Source organism: Erwinia sp. JUb26, assembly GCF_003751505.1.
In the GTDB taxonomy this organism is placed as follows: domain Bacteria; phylum Pseudomonadota; class Gammaproteobacteria; order Enterobacterales; family Enterobacteriaceae; genus Erwinia.
Map to the genome: position 1 here is coordinate 211243 of NZ_RJVB01000004.1, position 15945 is coordinate 227187.

The window sequence follows — 15945 nt, forward strand, 5'->3', positions numbered from 1 at the left end:
AAAATATTCCCGATGAGGATCCGCATGTCCAGCATCAGACTGAGAAGCGTGAGCAAGAAGTTCGGCGCAACCGAAACGCTGAAAAATATTCAACTGGATATCGAAGCTGGCGAATTTGCCGTATTCGTTGGCCCTTCCGGCTGCGGCAAATCCACCCTGCTGCGGCTGATTGCCGGACTGGAGGAAGTCAGCGGCGGCGAGATCCTGATTGGCGATGAGATGGTCAACGACGTCGCCCCCGCCCATCGCGGCGTGGCGATGGTGTTTCAGTCCTATGCGCTTTACCCGCATATGACCGTGGCGGAAAACATGGGCTACGGCCTGAAGGTCAACCGCGTGCCGAAGGAGCAGATCCGCCACCAGGTGGAGATGGTTTCCAAAACGCTGCAGCTTTCCCACCTGCTGGACCGCAAACCGAAGCAGCTCTCCGGCGGGCAGCGCCAGCGCGTGGCGATTGGCCGGGCGATTGTGCGCAACCCGAAGGTGTTTATGTTCGATGAGCCGCTGTCAAACCTGGACGCCGAGCTGCGCGTGGAGATGCGCCTGCACATTGCCAAGCTGCATCAGGAGCTGAAGACCACCATGGTCTATGTCACCCACGATCAGGTTGAGGCGATGACGCTGGCCGATAAGATTGTGGTGATGAACTACGGCAAGGTTGAGCAGGTCGGCTCGCCGATGGCCCTCTACTACAACCCGGTTAACCGCTTCGTGGCGAGCTTTATCGGCTCGCCGAAGATGAATTTCCTGCCCGCTCAGGTCGTGGAGTGCAGCGCTACCGGGCTGCTGGTCAGCATTAACGAAGGGCAAAACACCCTGGCGCTGCCTGCCCCGCAGCGGCTGCTGCAGCCGGGTGAGGCACTGACGCTGGGTATCCGCCCCGAGCATCTGCGCATTAACAGCGACGCCCCGCTCCAGCTGGACTTCCACTGCGAGGTGGTGGAGCGGCTGGGCAATAACACCTATCTGTTCGGTCAGAGCTACGGCCACGACGGCTTTAAAATGCTGCTGCCCGGCGATGTTTCCTTCCGCCCCTACCAGTCGCTGCGCCCGTCCTTCTATCCGCACCAGTGCATGGTCTTTGACAGCGAAGGGCTGCGCGTCAGCGCCGATATTGAGATCCCGCAGGATCAGGCGGCGTAATGCCGCCGGTTGTTTTACGCGGCCCGTATTAACCACTGAAGCAATCAGGCTGCGAGTAAAATCATTTAGCCTGAAGGGATTTAGCGCCAATAAAAAACCAGACCATGAGGGTATCGGCACTTCTGCCGGGGCGCCATGGACTGGTAGCCCGCTTTGATTTTGATGTCTCCCTGTACTGTGAACCCGCCCTCGCCGCGGCATGACGGCCACTCCTGTCTTTTATCGCCCTGATTCTCGGGGTTGAGATTCAACTCGCTTGTACAGGTATCATTTGTGTTACATCTCAAAAACAAATTAAAAACACATAAAAAACATAAAAACTCAGGCCTCATCAAAATATAACCACGTGCTCATCTTTCGTTCTAAAACCGCCGATACACTCCAATTATCAACTGAGCCTTACCCTACTTTTTATAACGACCTATAAATAAATCAGGAGATAAAATGGCGATCGCGATCAAGGATATCAGCGTTAAAGATATTCGTTTCCCAACGTCCAGAAACCTCGACGGTTCTGATGCGATGAATGCAATATCTGATTATTCCGCAACGTATGTCACCCTGATAACCGATCGGGAAGATTTAAAAGGCTATGGACTGACGTTTACTATTGGCCGGGGAAACGATCTCTGCGTCAGCGCAGTGAAGTCATTAGCTGAATTATTTGTGATTGGCCGCACGCTGGAGGAAATTACCGCTAATTTCGGCCAGTTCTGGCACGAGCTGGTTTCCGGTGATTGTCAGCTGCGCTGGGTCGGGCCGGAAAAAGGCGTTATTCATTTAGCCACCGCGGCAATTATTAATGCGCTCTGGGATTTATGGGCGCGTTCGGAAAATAAAACCGTGTGGAAGCTGCTGGTGGATATGAAGCCGGAAGAGGTGGTGAAGTGCATCGATTTCACCTACATCACCGATGTGTTAACCCCGGAAGAGGCGCTGACCCTGCTGCGCCGCGTCGAGAACGGGAAAGCGCAGCGCGAGCAGGAGATGTTTGAATACGGCTTCCCGGGCTATACCACCGCCGCAGGCTGGCTGGGCTACTCGGAAGAAAAAATGCGCCAGCTGGCGCGCCAGGCGGTGGCGGACGGCTGGACGCACCTGAAGCAAAAAGTCGGAGCCGATCTGGAGCAGGACATGCGGCGTGCGGCCATTCTTCGTGAGGAGCTGGGCTGGGAGCGCAAGCTGATGATGGACGCCAACCAGATTTGGGACGTAGACCAGGCCATTGCGGCCATGCGCAAGCTGGCACAGTTCGATCCGCTGTGGATTGAGGAGCCAACCAGCCCGGACGATATTCTCGGCCATGCGGCGATTAAGGCGAGGATCGGTGATATCGGCATTGCCACCGGCGAGCACGCCCACAACCGCGTGATGTTTAAACAGTTCTTCCAGGCCGGTGCCATGGACTTCTGCCAGCTCGATCCGGCCCGCCTGGGTGGCCTGAACGAGGTGCTGGCCGTGGTGCTGATGGCGGCGAAATTTGGCGTGCCGGTTTGCCCGCACGGCGGCGGCGTCGGCCTGTGCCAGTATTCGCTCAATATCGTGCTGTTCGATTATATTGCCGTCTCCGCCTCGCTGGAAAACCGGGTGCTGGAATATGTCGACCACTTACATGAAAACTTCGAAGAACCTTTAGTGATTAAACGCGGCAGATATTATCCGCTACAGCAACCGGGCTACGGCGTGAAAATGAAAGCCCAGACCTTACTGGATTATTCATGGCCTGACGGTCGCGAATGGTTAAATTAAAAACCTCTGATTATTAATCCTGTCAATTTTCTGCTATCCCGCCATGAAATAATGGCGGGTTAGTCAGAATGCCTTGTGACGTTATTATCGAAGAGACCGACTGCGTAACATTCAACGTGGAAGCACTCCTATGAGTCAGACTGAAGATGATAAAGTTGTTAATTCGGCAGTACGTAAATCTATTATCCGCCTGCTGCCATTTCTGGCATTAATGTATGTAATGGCTTATTTAGATCGTGCCAATATTGGTTTTGCGAAAGAGGCATTCCAGGTGGATACCGGTTTAAGTAATGCCGCCTACGCGTTTGGTGCCGGGGTGTTTTTTATCGGCTATGCGCTGTTCGAAGTGCCCAGCAACATTCTACTGTATAAAGTGGGTGCCAGGGTCTGGCTTTCCCGCATCATGGTGACCTGGGGGCTGATCTCTGCGGCGATGATGTTCGCCCACGATGAGCAAACCTTTATCATCCTGCGCTTCTTCCTCGGCGCGTCCGAGGCCGGTTTTATGCCGGGCGTGATGCTCTATCTTACCTTCTGGTTCCCGCTGAACGTCCGCGCCAAGGTCGCCGGTTATTTCTGGTTTGGTCCGCCGATCGCCTTTATCCTCGGCGGCCCGGCATCCGGCGCGCTGTTAACCATCCACGATATGTGGGGCTTGCACAACTGGCAGCTGATGTTCCTGGTGGAAGGATTACTGGCGGCGTTTGTTGGCGTGGTGGCCTATTTCTATCTGGACGATAAGCCTGCCGACCGGCGCTGTAAGTTCCTTAACGAAGAGGAGAAGCAGGCCCTTAGTCGGGTAATTGAAAAAGAAGAGAAGGCCAAGGTGAATCACGGCCCGCAGGGTATCCTGAAAGCTCTGTGCGATCCGCGTGTGCTCTACCTGTGCATGATCTGCTTTACCATCCAGGTAGGTTCCTATGGCATTGCGTTCTTCCTGCCTTCACAGGTGGCGGCCCTTTCCGGCCAGAAAGTCGGCTTTATCGTCGGCGTGCTGTCCGGCATTCCCTGGCTCTGCGCCCTGTTTGCGGCCTGGTATATTCCTCACCTGTCGACGAAGCGTAAAGAAAGGCGCTGGATTGGCACCATTACCCTGCTGTGCGGCGGCCTGGGTGTGGCGCTATCGGGGATGTTAGCGGCAACGCCGGTCTGGGCATTTGTCGTGCTGTGCATCGGCTGCGCTGGCCTGCTGGCGGTGCAGCCGATCTACTGGACCTTCCCCACCAGCTATCTGGGCGGTGCGGCGGCGGCATCAGGAATTGCACTGATCAACTCACTGGGCAATCTGGGCGGTTTTGTTGCGCCAAATATCCGCGTATGGGCAGAAAACACCTTCAATTCATCGGCGGCGGGGCTGTATCTGCTGGGTGCGATCGCCATTATCGGCGCCCTGATGCTGTCCGGGGTATTCCGCATCGGCATCCGTCGCGATCTGGACAGCCCGGCACCGGACAAAAAACGGGATGCACCAGCGGAAAACAGCGCGACGCTGACCTCCGGTTCGCTGAAGTAACAAGGTCACCATGACGATACCCCGCCGATGCGGGGTATTGTTTTGTGAATCAGGAAATGGCTCATTACGCCTGGATAGTGACCATGCATATACTTAGCATATGTTTCAGGTGCATCTTACGGCACCGAAAGGCTGGGAGATAATCATGAGAATCGTATCCATCTTTAAAAATGGCAACAACCGCGCAATACGACTGCCGCGTGACCTCGATTTTGAGGGCGTCAGCGAGCTTGAAATCATCCGAGAAGGAGACAGCATCATCCTTCGCCCGATCAGACCCACCTGGGGCTCATTTGCGCAGCTCGAAAAAGCCGATGCGGGTTTTTTAACGGATCGTGGTGATGTGGTTGACGATGAAGGACGGTTTGATCTGTGAACAAGACTTACATGTTGGATACCAACATCTGCTTATTCATTATGCGTGAACAGCCGGAAAGCGTAATCGCCAGGCTGGAACAGGCGGTGCTGCGCAATCATCGTATCGTTGTATCGGCCATTACCTATGCTGAGATGCGTTTCGGCTCGATTGGTAAAAAAGCTTCGCCCCGCCATGCTTTGCTGGTTGATGCCTTTTGTGCCCGTCTGGATGCTATCCTTCCCTGGGATCGTGCTGCCGTGGCTGCCACTACGGAGATAAAAGTGCAGCTGACCGCACTGGGTACGCCAATCGGACCCAACGACACGGCCATCGCAGGGCATGCTATCGCTTCATCCGCTATCCTGGTCAGCAACAACACGCGAGAGTTTGAACGCGTAAAGGGCCTGAAACTGGAAGACTGGGCAAAATAACCCGGATATGCGCTGGTCGGACGAAGATTGCCATTAAAATACCCCGCCGAAGCGGGGTATTTTTTTAACCCGGCCGGAACGCGTTCGATTTCCGCTCCGGCCGGGGAAAATAATCAACGGGGCGTATGTTCAGGCACACGCAACGCCGCTTCCGACCAGCACTGCTGCATTCTGTCCGTGGCTGCCTGGAAACGCTTCGTCCACTGCTGCAAATATTCCCACCGCTCTTTTTGCTGACGCTCGCGGGTGGACGGATCGCTGCTGAAGGTGCCCCACTGGCTCTGCACGGCCTTACTCTCATTCGTCAGGCTGTCTGTTTCAGCACGGCACTGCGGAATGACGATATTGTCGAAATCAGCCACCGACACACCGTAATCCCGGTAGATACTTAACATGCGATAGCGGTCATCGCTGCCGTCGGCATAATTTTTGGCGTTGTTATAGACTTTCATATCCAGCGCCGAGCTGCTGCGAAAATCCATCTCAATTGGATCAAGCACGGCGGACGTCGCTGTTAAATGGTAGGTTTTCACTTCACCGGCTGCCGCAGATGGTGCGGCACCGGGCTGCGCATTCACCGCTGGCTGTTGCTGGCTGGCACTCACCGCTACGCCGGTACGGCAGTCATAAAGACTGGCATCAAATCTTGGCTTCATGCTGCCTTTCACCGAGGTGAAGATAAAGCTGAGGAACCCGTTGGCCTCGCTTTTGCGGTAGAAGGAGGTGGTGCCGTCCTGCTCCTGCTTGACGTTCATAAACTCCTTGCCACGCGGTGAAATAAACTCACTGTTCATATCACCCAGCCCGTAAAAGCGTTCGAAGTGAATAATAAAGCTGTCGCCGTTATCGGTGACGCGCAGCCGGTTTGGCTGGGTTTTCTGGTTGGTGATGTACTGGTCGACAGCGTCTTTACTGTAGGTGACCTGCACCTGGCAGGAACGTTCTACCGACGCCTGGCCCGCACTCGCTACGGGTGCTGCACTCTGAGCAACGGGTGCGGCCTGTGGTACAGGTGCAACGGCTGCCGGTACAGCAGACTGAGGCTGGCTGCCGGAAACCGCCGCCGCCTGTGCGCTGCCGCCGACAATCGCATTCAGGTCGTTCACGCGGTTCACGTAGGCGTTTTGCAGCTCGGTGAATGACGTGGACTTATTACGAACCTCTTTTAACCATGCCAGCTGCGATTTTCTGATGGCGGCTTTATTATCCGGGTTTTGCTTAATGGCCTGCCCGTATAAGCCGCTCACCTTATCGTCCAGCGCGGACAGCGCGGGCGTTGAGCAGATGGTTTGTTCAACATAGCCGCTGGCTTTATTACAATCGAAGCCGGCAGCGAAAGACGCTGAACTAAAAATAACACCCGTAACAGCTAATGCAGCGAGACTCAATTTCTTATTCATATAAAGTCCGATTAATATTGTTTTGCTGGTGAAGCATTATATTCCGACAAACTCACAGGGGCGTTTGTGGAAAGTCTTATTATTTAAACTGACTGATTTAATGATGCCTTGCGGTTGAAAATTAAAAATATCTCTATTATATTCCGTTAGTTATGTCAAAGCGCTGCTGCTGGCTTCCCCCTTCAGAATACGCCCGCGATTGTATAGTATGCCCGCGTCACCCTGCTACATAATTTTACTCAAGCAGGTTCTGACTCGACTGGCGGTCTGACTTCATGAATAGATGACTTAACGATAATGGCCGTAAACGTACCGGATGAAAAAGTTTTCACTGTTCACCATCACTCAGATAAATAATCAATGCGGGTAGCAGATACCTTAAGGGGTATATCAATTGATGCAGCAATTTCTGGTTTCGACCTGCCAGCGATTAATCCGACCAATTCTGGGCACTACATTGTTAAACGATCCATCCGGAATGCTCATGTTCGCGCAGGGCTATGTCACCAGATCGGTCAGTCCCTGATTGGTTCCTGCACCGTCTGTACCCCTCCCCGGCATAATGACCCCGATCACAGAAATCACTTCTGCATTTTGTAATCGATTACTTTTGATCGTAGTTTGTAATCGATTACATATTAATAACAGGGTGAAAAGTGATGAAAAAGTTGATGGCAACGGTGGGTCTTTTGGCGGCTCTGGGCGCGGCGTCGGGCTTTGTTTCAGCGGCGCAGGTGGATGATGAAATCGCGCTACAGATGTACACGCTGCGCAATGTCGGCACGCCAGCCGAGCAGTTTGCGATGGCGCACAAGGCTGGCTTTAAGCACGTGGAGCTGGTCGGCACGCACGATCTGAATGCCGCGCAGCTGAAGGCGCTGCTGGAGAAAAACCTGCTGACGGTCACCTCTTCCCACGTTCAGCTCAGCGCGCTGGAGCAGGACTATCAGCAGACCGTGGCCTTTAACAAGGCGGTTGGCAACAGTACCATCGTGGTGCCGTGGATTGAGCCGCAGGATCGCCCGGACAGCACCCAGGGCTGGATCGACTACGCGCAGCGGCTGGATAAGCTGGGCGCGAAGCTGCAAAAGGACGGCATCCAGCTTGGCTACCACAACCATAATTTTGAGATGAAGAAGTACGACGGCGTCACCGCGTTGGAGATCATCTTTAAGCACTCGCAGCCCGCTAACCTGAAGCTGGAAATGGACGCGGCGTGGGTATCACGCGGGGGTCAGGACCCCGCGCGTATCCTGAAAGACTATCCGGGCCGCGTGTTTGCCATTCACGCCAAGGATAATGCCTCGATCGGCATCCGCGATGACGAAATGAACTTCGCGCCGCTGGGCGAAGGACTGCTGGACTGGAAAACCATCCTGCCCGCCGCGAAGGCCAGCGGGGTGAAGTGGTTTATCATCGAACACGATAAACCTAAGGATGCCTGGAGCATCATCACCACCTCGCTGAAAAATCTGCGCGCCGCGCTGGAAACCCTGCCGAAATAATCGCAGGTGAGCGGTCCCTGAAACGGGGACCGCATACCGTCCGAACCCGCTACACCGTCCCGGTTATGTATCCCGATCGCCGCTATTTATCCCGCAGGTTCGCGCCTTTATCGACGGGTTTGGCGCGATGTTGGCCGGTCAGCACCCGCGTTAACCGCGAATTCTTTTAACTCGCCCTTTCCCCAATGATTACTATATGATTGCCGTCGGTCGTTAAGAACGATAACTATTTTCATTCAGATACTCCGTCTCTCTTTCATGTCCGCACAAATTTGCGGTTGTTGGGATGCCACATTGTCAGCGTTTGAGCGTTACTACACCGAACTGTTCCGCTTTCTGAGCGGCAAACTGCGGGATAAGCATCTGGCGGAAGAACTCACCCAGGAGACGTTCAGCCGCGCGCTGGCCTCTCCGGAACAGGTTTCCTCGCACCGCGGCCTGCTTTACCATATCGCCAGAAATCTGCTGGTCGATCGCTATCGCCTGCAAAAACAGCATGAAGATGCGCCGGATGTGGATACCGACGAGCTGGCGGCACCCGGTCACGAACAGCCCGACAGCCTGCTGGAAAACCAGCAGTATGTTGACCACATCGTCGCCGCCATTGAGCAGTTGCCACCCCGCTGCCGCGAAGCCTTTATCCGCCATCGCATTGACGGCCAGTCGCAGAGTGACGTCGCGGCCAGCATGGGGATTTCAATCAACATGGTGGAAAAACACATTATTCGCGCCATGCTGGCCTGCCGCGCCAGCCGTGACAGCTGGCGGGATGAAAAACAGGGAGGTCACAATGACGACGCAGGATAAGCAGGCAATAGCTGAACAGGCAATCCGCTGGCTGCTTCGCCAGCAGGAAGGCCTGAGCCTGAGCGAACAGGAGGCGTTCCAGCGCTGGCTGCAAACCCCGGCCCACCGCGCAGAGTATGAAGACCTGAAGGGACTGTGGCAGCAAACGGCGGCCATCCCCGCCGGAGCGGTAGATCATCTGCGCCCTGCCCCCGTTCGCCGTACCTTCTGGCGGCCGGTGGTGTACGGCTGTGCACTGGTTCTGCTGGCGGCGGTGCTGTGGCTGCCGCTGCGCGATGAGTTTGCCGCCCCGGTTTACAGCGCCAGCTGGCAGACCGGTCGCGGCGAGATGCGCACCGTCGATCTCCCCGACGGCAGTCGGATCTCGCTGGATGCCGGCACGCAGCTGACCGTGCGCTATTATCCCCGCCGCCGGGAAGTGGAGATGCCGCAGGGGCAGGCTTTTTTCCAGGTGGCACATAACCCGCAGCAGCCCTTTGCGGTGTTTAGCGGCCCGTCGCGCGTGACCGTGGTGGGTACCGAATTCAGCGTGCGCTACCTGCCGCATACCCTGAGCGGCGACGGCACCGATGTGGCGGTCCGCAGCGGCGCGGTGCGCGTTGGCCCGCGCGGCAGCTGGCAAAACGGCTGGTGGCGGGCGATGCAGCATTTACATCTGCCGCAGGCCCGTGCGCATCTGGCCGTGCTCCACGCTTCCGAACGTGCGACAGGCGATGCTGAAGGGCGTCTGGTTAAGCGACCCCCCCTGCCTGCCGACAGCATCGCCGCCTGGCGCGATGACCGCATCGTGCTGGACAACGCGCGGCTGGACATGGCGCTGGCGGAGTTTGCCCGCTACGGCGAGGTGTCCATCAAAGCGGATTCACCGACCGTTGCCGCGCTGAGGGTGAGCGGGAGTTTTGACACCGACCGCGCCGCGAGCTTTGCGAAATCGCTGCCGCTGGTGCTGCCGGTGAAAATAAAAACCATTAAAAATCAGCAAACTATTGTTTTATCCGCCGCTGAACAAAAAAATAATTAAAACGGACGTCAGGGTTTAGCCGTGCGCTGCGTCTTCAGAAGAGAATGATTATTATTCATCTTAAATCTGGGGATTATGAATGGCCGTTTTTTCTGCTCTACGCTCGTTTCGTACACAGCACCTTGCCGTGATGATTGCGGCAGCGCTGCCGGTCTGCAGCGCTTACGCGGCGTCAGCCCTGTCGGTTTCTCTGCCCGTGCAGCCGCTGTCAACGTCGCTGAACCAGCTGGCAAGGCTGGCGGGCGTTCAGCTGATTGCCGCTCCGGCATCGCTTGACGGCAAAATGGCCCCGGCGGTGAGCGGTTCGCTGTCGCTGGAAAGCGCCCTGGACCGCGTGCTCCGCGGCAGCGGCCTGGCGTGGAAGCTGATCGGCGGCACCGTATCCATTACCCCTTCTGCCTCGAGTGACGGCACGCTGACCGTAACCGCCAGCGTGAATAACACCGACGCCGTGCCGCAGCAAACCCTCAGCGCCACCAAAACCGATACCCCGCTGATCGAAGTGCCGCAGTCGGTGTCGGTAATTACCCGTCAGCAGCTGGATCGCCAGAACGTGCAGACCGTTACCGAGGCGCTGCGCTACGTGCCGGGCGTGAAAACCGAAACCTACGGCGTCGATCCCAAGGGCTACGACTGGATTTACATTCGCGGCTTCAACGCCCTGACCACCAACGACTATCGCGACGGTCTGCGCCAGCTGAACAACAGCTACAGCTATTTCCGCACCGAACCCTACGCGCTGGAGCGTGTGGATATTGTCCGTGGTCCCTCTTCCACGTTGTTTGGCCTGGGCGATGCGGGCGGGATCATCAACCGCGTCAGCAAAATGCCGGACGCGCGCGGCGTGCATGAAGTGGAAGTGCAGCTGGGGAATTTCAACCGCCGCCAGGCGCAGTTTGATATGAGCGACAAGCTTGACGAGGACGGCGAGTGGCTGTATCGCGTGGTCGGCCTGGCGCGCGACAGCGATACCCAGTTCCAGTATCGTGACGGGCCGCACGTGGAAGACAACCGCGTTTACCTGGCGCCAACGGTGACCTGGATCCCCTCTGCGGACACCAGCCTGACCCTGCGCGCTGATTACCTGCGCGACACCTCCGGCGGCACCATTGCCGTACTCACCACGCCGGGCGGCAAAGCCACCGACACGCTGCTGGGTGACTACAGCTACAACCGCTTCCGCCAGGAGCAGTACAGCGTTGGCTACGAATTCAGCCAGCAGCTGACTGAGAGCGTCAAGTTCCGCCAGAACCTGCGCTACGGCCAGACCGACACGATCTTAAATAACCTGCTGGCGGGCGATCCGGACTTCACTACGGACAGCGTCTCGCGCAACGCCATTCGGTTTGACGAGCACATGAAGGCCTTTAACCTCGACAACCAGCTGCAGATGGATTTCAACACGGCGTCGGTCGCGCACACGCTGCTGGCCGGGGTGGATTACAGCTGGCTGGACGGGAACGCCAAACGCTTCAGCGCGGTGGCACCGGCCCTGAGCCTGAGCAACCCGGTCTACGGGCTGGATATTGCTGACCCGACCAACGCGGTGAACAACAACGATCAAACCACCCAGCAGCTGGGCGTCTATCTGCAGGATCAAATCCACCTGACGGACCAGTGGCTGTTAACGCTGGGCGGGCGCCATGACGATATCAGCATGCGCACGCAGAACAACCTGACCAGCAGCACCTCGTGGATCGATAAAGACGCCTGGACCGGCCGTGCGGGGCTGACGTATCTGGTCGGCAACGGACTGGCGCCGTACATCAGCTACGCCGAGTCGTTTGTGCCCAACAGCGGCACCGACAGCCAGAACCGCACCTTCGATCCCAGCAAGGCGCACCAGTATGAGGTGGGGGTGAAATACCAGCCGGACAGCAACCTGCTGATGACCCTGGCCGCGTTTGAAATCACCAAATCCAACGTGCTGACCAATGAGATCGTCAACGGCAGCGCAACCGGCTATCAGGTCGCCTCCGGCGAAGTGCGTTCCCGTGGGATCGAGTGGGAAACCCAGGCGAAGCTGACGGATAACCTTGATGCGCTGGCGTCTTACAGCTGGACCGATGCAGAAATCACCAAAAGCAACAACGGTGACGAAGGGAAACAGCAGGCGAACGTGCCGAAGAATATGGCCTCAGCCTGGATTAACTACGGTTTCCACCAGGGGGTGTTTGACGGGCTGATGCTGAGCACCGGCGTGCGCTACGTCGGCAGCATGTACGGTGATAACGCCAACACCATCCAGGTGAAGAACTTCACCCTGATGGATGCCGGTGCGAAATACCAGGTGAACAAAAATATCCAGGTCGGCGTTAACGTTCAGAACCTGTTCGATCGCCACTACGTAGGCACCTGCGACGGCGATACCAGCTGCTATCCGGGTCAGGAGCGCACCTTTATTGGTTCGTTGAAACTGAACTTCTGATGCCGGAGTTTAGCCGCCGTGGCTGTCTGAAAATGCTGTTGATGCTGCCGCTGGCGGCGCGTGCGGGTCTGCCAGTGATGGATCCGCATCGTATCGTGGCGATTAACTGGGCGGCGGCGGAAACGCTGCTCAGTATCGGCGTGACGCCGCTGGCGATTTCGGATACCGGCTATTTTCGCCGGCGCATCCCGCAGCCGGCGTTGCCTGCCGGCGTGCAGGACATCGGGCCGTTCTGGGAACCCAATATGGAACTGCTCGACGCCCTGGGGCCTTCGCTGATTCTCAGCGATGTGCTATCCGCGCCGGTGATGGCCAAAATGGCGGCCATTGCCCCGCTGGAAACGGTCACGGCCTGGTATGCCTCGGGCAATCCGTGGCAGGCGCTGCACGACTGGACGCAGCAAACCGGGGCGCGGCTGGGCGCTGAGGCCGCCGCCGCGCGCTGGCTGCAGCAGGTGGAGGAGGAACTCAACGACTTACGCCTGCGTCTCGCGGCACGCCAGCAGGCGCGGGTGCTGGTGATGGTGCTGGATCAGGACGGCAGGTACGCGACGATCTACGGCCGCGGCAGCCTGGCGGATGCGGTTATCCGCCAGCTTGGCCTGCGTAACGCCTGGCAAAAAGCGGTCAACGCTGCGCACATTGCCCGGGTACGCATCGAGGAACTGGCGGATCTGCCCTGCGACCGGCTGTTTTACACCGAGCTGCCCACGGTGATGACGCGGCTGAGGCGCGCCAGGCAGCCCGACGGCCTGTGGCAGCAGCTGCCGCTGTTTAAAAGTGACCGCGTCACGCATCTGGACCGTTTTTTCCCGTTTGGCGGACTGGCGACCGGGCTGGCGCTGGCCGGGGATATGACCCGGGCGCTGGAGGCGGAGCAATGAAGTCCGTTACCGCCGCCGTTATTCTGCTTCTCTGCTTTGCCGCCGCGCTGGCCTGCGTGGCGATCAATTATTTCGCGCTGATGGCACGCTACCCGCCGTCGCTTTCAAGCCTGCTACTGGACCAGAGCTTTCTGCCGCGCGTTGCGGTCAGCCTGCTGTGCGGCGCGGGCCTGGCGCTGGCCGGATTACTGTTTCAGCAGGTGCTGCAAAACCCGCTGGCGGAGCCGGGCACGCTTGGCGTGGCCGCCGGGGCTAACCTGGCGATGTCCGCCGCCCTGGTCTTCGCGCCCGGTCTACTGACCCTCGGCCTGCCCGTTCTGGCGCTCTCCGGCTCGGCAATCGCCGTTCTGCTGTTAATGAAACTCACCGCCGGTCGTCGCTTCGCACCGCTCAGCGTGATCCTGGTGGGGATGGTGCTCAGCCTGTACGGCAACTCGCTGAATACCCTGCTGGTGCTTTTTAATCACGATTACCTCAGCGATCTGTTCAGCTGGCAGGCCGGCGCGTTAACGCAAAGCGGCTGGCGCAGCGGTATCGTTCTGGCGTTCGCGCTGTGCGCAGCACTGTTAATCAGCCTACTGTTGAACAGGCCGCTGACCGTTCTTAGCCTGTCGGAGCAGCAGGCCAGCGCGCTGGGGATTTCGGTGGTGAAGGTGCGAATTGCGGCACTGAGCGTGGCGGTGGTGCTCAGCGCCATCATCACCAGCCAGGTGGGGATTATCAGCTTTATCGGCCTGGCCGCGCCTGCCATCGTCAGGGCCAGCGGCATCCGGCGCTTTCAGCATCAGCTCTTCGTCACGGTGATGTCCGGCGCGGTGATGCTGACGCTGGTCGATCAGCTGGCGCTGCATTTTTCCCCCGCCGCCGGGGATATTCCGGCGGGGGCGGTCACCGCCCTGCTCAGCGCACCGCTGCTGCTGGTACTGCTGTTACGCCAGCGGGTAACGGGATCGCCCGTCGTGCAGCCTGCCGCCCCGGCCGTCGCCGATTTTAAAACCCGTCAGCTGGGCATTCTGCTGCTGCTGTTAGCGCTGGCGCTGCCCGCCTCGCTGTGGCTTAACCGGGAACCGCCGGGCGCGCTGACTTCACACCTGCTGGCCTGGCGCTGGCCGAGAATAACCGGTGCGCTCTGTGCCGGGATGATGCTGGCCTGTGCGGGCGTGCTGATCCAGCGGCTGACCGGCAACGTCATGGCCAGCCCGGAGCTGACCGGCATCAGCAGCGGAGCCGCGCTGGCGGTGCTGCTGACCGTGCTGCTGACGCCGCTGCCGATGACCTTTATGCTGCCATCGGCAATCGTGGGCAGCCTGTTGGTGATGCTGCTGCTGTTTGTATTTGGCGCACGCAGCCGGTTTAACCCGCAGAAGGTGGTGCTGATCGGCCTGAGCCTGACCAGCCTCGCCGGCGCGCTGAATACGATCCTGATGCTGAGCGGGGATCCGCGTGCGCTGATGCTGCTGAACTGGAGCACCGGCTCCACCGCCGGAATTGACGTGCACATGGCCGTTGAATCGGTGATTGCCGCTGCCGTGCTGTGCCCGCTGGCGCTGCTGATGCAGCGCTGGCTGCAGCTGCTCGGCCTCGGCCAACTGACCGCGCAGTCGCTGGGAGTCAGCCTGCGCCGGACTAACCTGCTGGTGCTGCTGCTGATATCCCTGCTCACCGCCGCCGGGACGCTGCTGGTGGGGCCGCTGAGCTTTATCGGCCTGCTGGCCCCGCAGTGCGCCAGGTCGCTGGGCGCGCGGGCGCTGCGACATCAGCTTTGTGCCGCCGCGCTGATTGGCGGAACGCTGATGGTGCTGGCCGACTGGCTGGGGCGCAATATCGCCTGGCCCTGGCCGGTTTCCGCCGGGCTTCTCACCGCATTTATCGGTGCGCCCTGGTTTCTGTGGCAGTTTTCCAGGAAGGCGAGCCGCTAGGCCTTTTTGAAATAGTGGTCGGTGAGGATTTCCGCGCCGTCATCGATCGCTTTCAGAATCAGCTTTTCGCAGGTTTCCCCATCGCCCGTCTCTAACGCGTCCAGCAGCAGGTCGTAGTTATGATGCCCCTGCGCCATCTCCGTTGACTGCGGGTAGAGGTAGTTAAAGCAGGGGCCAATCTGCACCCACAGCTGCTCGATGATCGCCTCCAGCGTCGGCATTTTCGCACAGGCGTAGAGCGTAAACCGAAACGCGCGGTTGGCTTCCAGCGCCGTTTCAACGTCACCGTTCAGCTTGGCCTGCATAAAGCGCGTGCAGAGTTTTTTTAACGCCGTCAGCTGCTTTTTTGTCACCAGCGGCGCGGCGGTCCTTACCGCCAACCCTTCAAGCTGCTTACGGATCAGCGTAATCTCCTGATAGCGCGCCAGCGAGATCTCCGGCACCAGAAACGCCGCCGCGGGCGTGGCGTCCAGCGCCCCGGCGGAAACCAGACGCAGCAGCGCTTCGCGCACCGGCGTGATGCTGGTCCCCAGCTGTGCCGCCAGATCGCGGGTCACCAGCCTGGCACCCGGCTTCAACTTCCCCACAATCAGCGCGCTGCGCAGCGTGGATTCAATCTGCGCGGTCAGGCTCATTCGCTGCGCTTTTTCCATCTCAATCATGCTGTTTAGTCCTTTCCCGGATATCGCAAATGGTTATTTAATTTTAATGTTTTATTGCTACTCAACCTGATTATAGGATATATCATGTATTACAAAAACACAGCATTGTCCTCACAGTATTCACT

General features: G+C 58.1%; 13 protein-coding genes. 11 read left to right on the forward strand and 2 right to left on the reverse strand.

Translation table 11 applies throughout. The annotated features are described in order from the left end of the window. The first annotated feature begins 24 nt into the window (after positions 1-24). From EC836_RS12530 to EC836_RS12550, 5 genes are all read left to right on the forward strand, one after another. Positions 25-1143, forward strand: a complete 1119-nt coding sequence (locus EC836_RS12530) for an ABC transporter ATP-binding protein (protein ID WP_123333533.1) — start codon at positions 25-27, stop codon at positions 1141-1143. Between the two features lie 444 nt (positions 1144-1587). Continuing rightward, on the forward strand, positions 1588-2892 hold the full coding sequence (locus EC836_RS12535; RefSeq protein WP_123333534.1) for an enolase C-terminal domain-like protein: 1305 nt from the start codon (positions 1588-1590) through the stop codon (positions 2890-2892). Between the two features lie 130 nt (positions 2893-3022). Further along, positions 3023-4405, forward strand: coding sequence for an MFS transporter (locus EC836_RS12540; RefSeq protein ID WP_123333536.1), 1383 nt, complete (start codon positions 3023-3025; stop codon positions 4403-4405). Positions 4406-4550: 145 nt separating this feature from the next. Further along, positions 4551-4781 (forward strand): type II toxin-antitoxin system VapB family antitoxin, encoded by a 231-nt coding sequence (gene vapB, locus EC836_RS12545; RefSeq protein ID WP_123333944.1) that lies wholly within the window; start codon positions 4551-4553, stop codon positions 4779-4781. Beyond that, positions 4778-5194: a type II toxin-antitoxin system VapC family toxin gene (locus EC836_RS12550; protein WP_123333538.1), complete on the forward strand. Its 417-nt coding sequence runs from the start codon at positions 4778-4780 to the stop codon at positions 5192-5194. The genes vapB and EC836_RS12550 overlap by 4 nt, the downstream gene beginning before the upstream one ends. 113 nt (positions 5195-5307) lie before the next feature. Here the strand turns inward: EC836_RS12550 and EC836_RS12555 are convergent, their stop codons facing one another. Beyond that, the gene (locus EC836_RS12555; RefSeq protein WP_123333540.1) at positions 5308-6594 is read right to left on the reverse strand and encodes a lysozyme inhibitor LprI family protein; all 1287 of its coding nucleotides are present in this window, start codon (positions 6592-6594) and stop codon (positions 5308-5310) included. Between the two features lie 659 nt (positions 6595-7253). Here EC836_RS12555 and EC836_RS12560 point away from each other — a divergent pair. The 6 genes from EC836_RS12560 (at position 7254) to fhuB (ending at position 15158) form a co-directional block, all read left to right on the forward strand. Next, a complete protein-coding gene (locus EC836_RS12560; RefSeq protein ID WP_370347623.1) occupies positions 7254-8099 on the forward strand; it encodes a sugar phosphate isomerase/epimerase family protein in 846 nt (281 codons plus the stop codon). 294 nt (positions 8100-8393) lie between these two features. Beyond that, entirely contained in the window at positions 8394-8906 is a 513-nt protein-coding gene (locus tag EC836_RS12565) for an RNA polymerase sigma factor (RefSeq protein WP_123333544.1), read from the forward strand. Beyond that, complete coding sequence (locus tag EC836_RS12570; RefSeq protein ID WP_158612787.1) at positions 8890-9927, forward strand: FecR domain-containing protein; 1038 nt, start codon at positions 8890-8892, stop codon at positions 9925-9927. The genes EC836_RS12565 and EC836_RS12570 overlap by 17 nt, the downstream gene beginning before the upstream one ends. A gap of 79 nt (positions 9928-10006) precedes the next feature. After that, on the forward strand, positions 10007-12355 hold the full coding sequence (locus EC836_RS12575) for a TonB-dependent siderophore receptor (protein WP_233599306.1): 2349 nt from the start codon (positions 10007-10009) through the stop codon (positions 12353-12355). After that, positions 12355-13239, forward strand: coding sequence for an ABC transporter substrate-binding protein (locus EC836_RS12580; protein ID WP_123333547.1), 885 nt, complete (start codon positions 12355-12357; stop codon positions 13237-13239). The genes EC836_RS12575 and EC836_RS12580 overlap by 1 nt, the downstream gene beginning before the upstream one ends. Further along, positions 13236-15158 carry a Fe(3+)-hydroxamate ABC transporter permease FhuB gene (fhuB, locus tag EC836_RS12585; protein WP_123333549.1) on the forward strand — a complete coding sequence of 641 codons (1923 nt, stop codon included), beginning with the start codon at positions 13236-13238 and terminating at the stop codon, positions 15156-15158. Before EC836_RS12580 ends, fhuB begins: the two co-directional genes overlap by 4 nt. On the opposite strand, the gene EC836_RS12590 is transcribed toward fhuB, so the two are convergent. After that, positions 15155-15820 (reverse strand): GntR family transcriptional regulator, encoded by a 666-nt coding sequence (locus EC836_RS12590; RefSeq protein WP_123333551.1) that lies wholly within the window; start codon positions 15818-15820, stop codon positions 15155-15157. The genes fhuB and EC836_RS12590 overlap by 4 nt on opposite strands. Positions 15821-15945 lie beyond the last annotated feature (125 nt).

What these genes read in the sequence shown, in the direction of transcription:
- EC836_RS12590 (WP_123333551.1), bottom strand. Translation starts at nt 15,820, where the DNA reads ATGATTGAGATGGAAAAAGCGCAGCGAATGAGCCTGACCGCGCAGATT.
- EC836_RS12575 (WP_233599306.1), top strand. Translation starts at nt 10,007, where the DNA reads ATGGCCGTTTTTTCTGCTCTACGCTCGTTTCGTACACAGCACCTTGCC.
- EC836_RS12540 (WP_123333536.1), top strand. Translation starts at nt 3,023, where the DNA reads ATGAGTCAGACTGAAGATGATAAAGTTGTTAATTCGGCAGTACGTAAA.
- EC836_RS12555 (WP_123333540.1), bottom strand. Translation starts at nt 6,594, where the DNA reads ATGAATAAGAAATTGAGTCTCGCTGCATTAGCTGTTACGGGTGTTATT.
- fhuB (WP_123333549.1), top strand. Translation starts at nt 13,236, where the DNA reads ATGAAGTCCGTTACCGCCGCCGTTATTCTGCTTCTCTGCTTTGCCGCC.
- vapB (WP_123333944.1), top strand. Translation starts at nt 4,551, where the DNA reads ATGAGAATCGTATCCATCTTTAAAAATGGCAACAACCGCGCAATACGA.
- EC836_RS12580 (WP_123333547.1), top strand. Translation starts at nt 12,355, where the DNA reads ATGCCGGAGTTTAGCCGCCGTGGCTGTCTGAAAATGCTGTTGATGCTG.
- EC836_RS12570 (WP_158612787.1), top strand. Translation starts at nt 8,890, where the DNA reads ATGACGACGCAGGATAAGCAGGCAATAGCTGAACAGGCAATCCGCTGG.
- EC836_RS12535 (WP_123333534.1), top strand. Translation starts at nt 1,588, where the DNA reads ATGGCGATCGCGATCAAGGATATCAGCGTTAAAGATATTCGTTTCCCA.
- EC836_RS12530 (WP_123333533.1), top strand. Translation starts at nt 25, where the DNA reads ATGTCCAGCATCAGACTGAGAAGCGTGAGCAAGAAGTTCGGCGCAACC.
- EC836_RS12560 (WP_370347623.1), top strand. Translation starts at nt 7,254, where the DNA reads ATGAAAAAGTTGATGGCAACGGTGGGTCTTTTGGCGGCTCTGGGCGCG.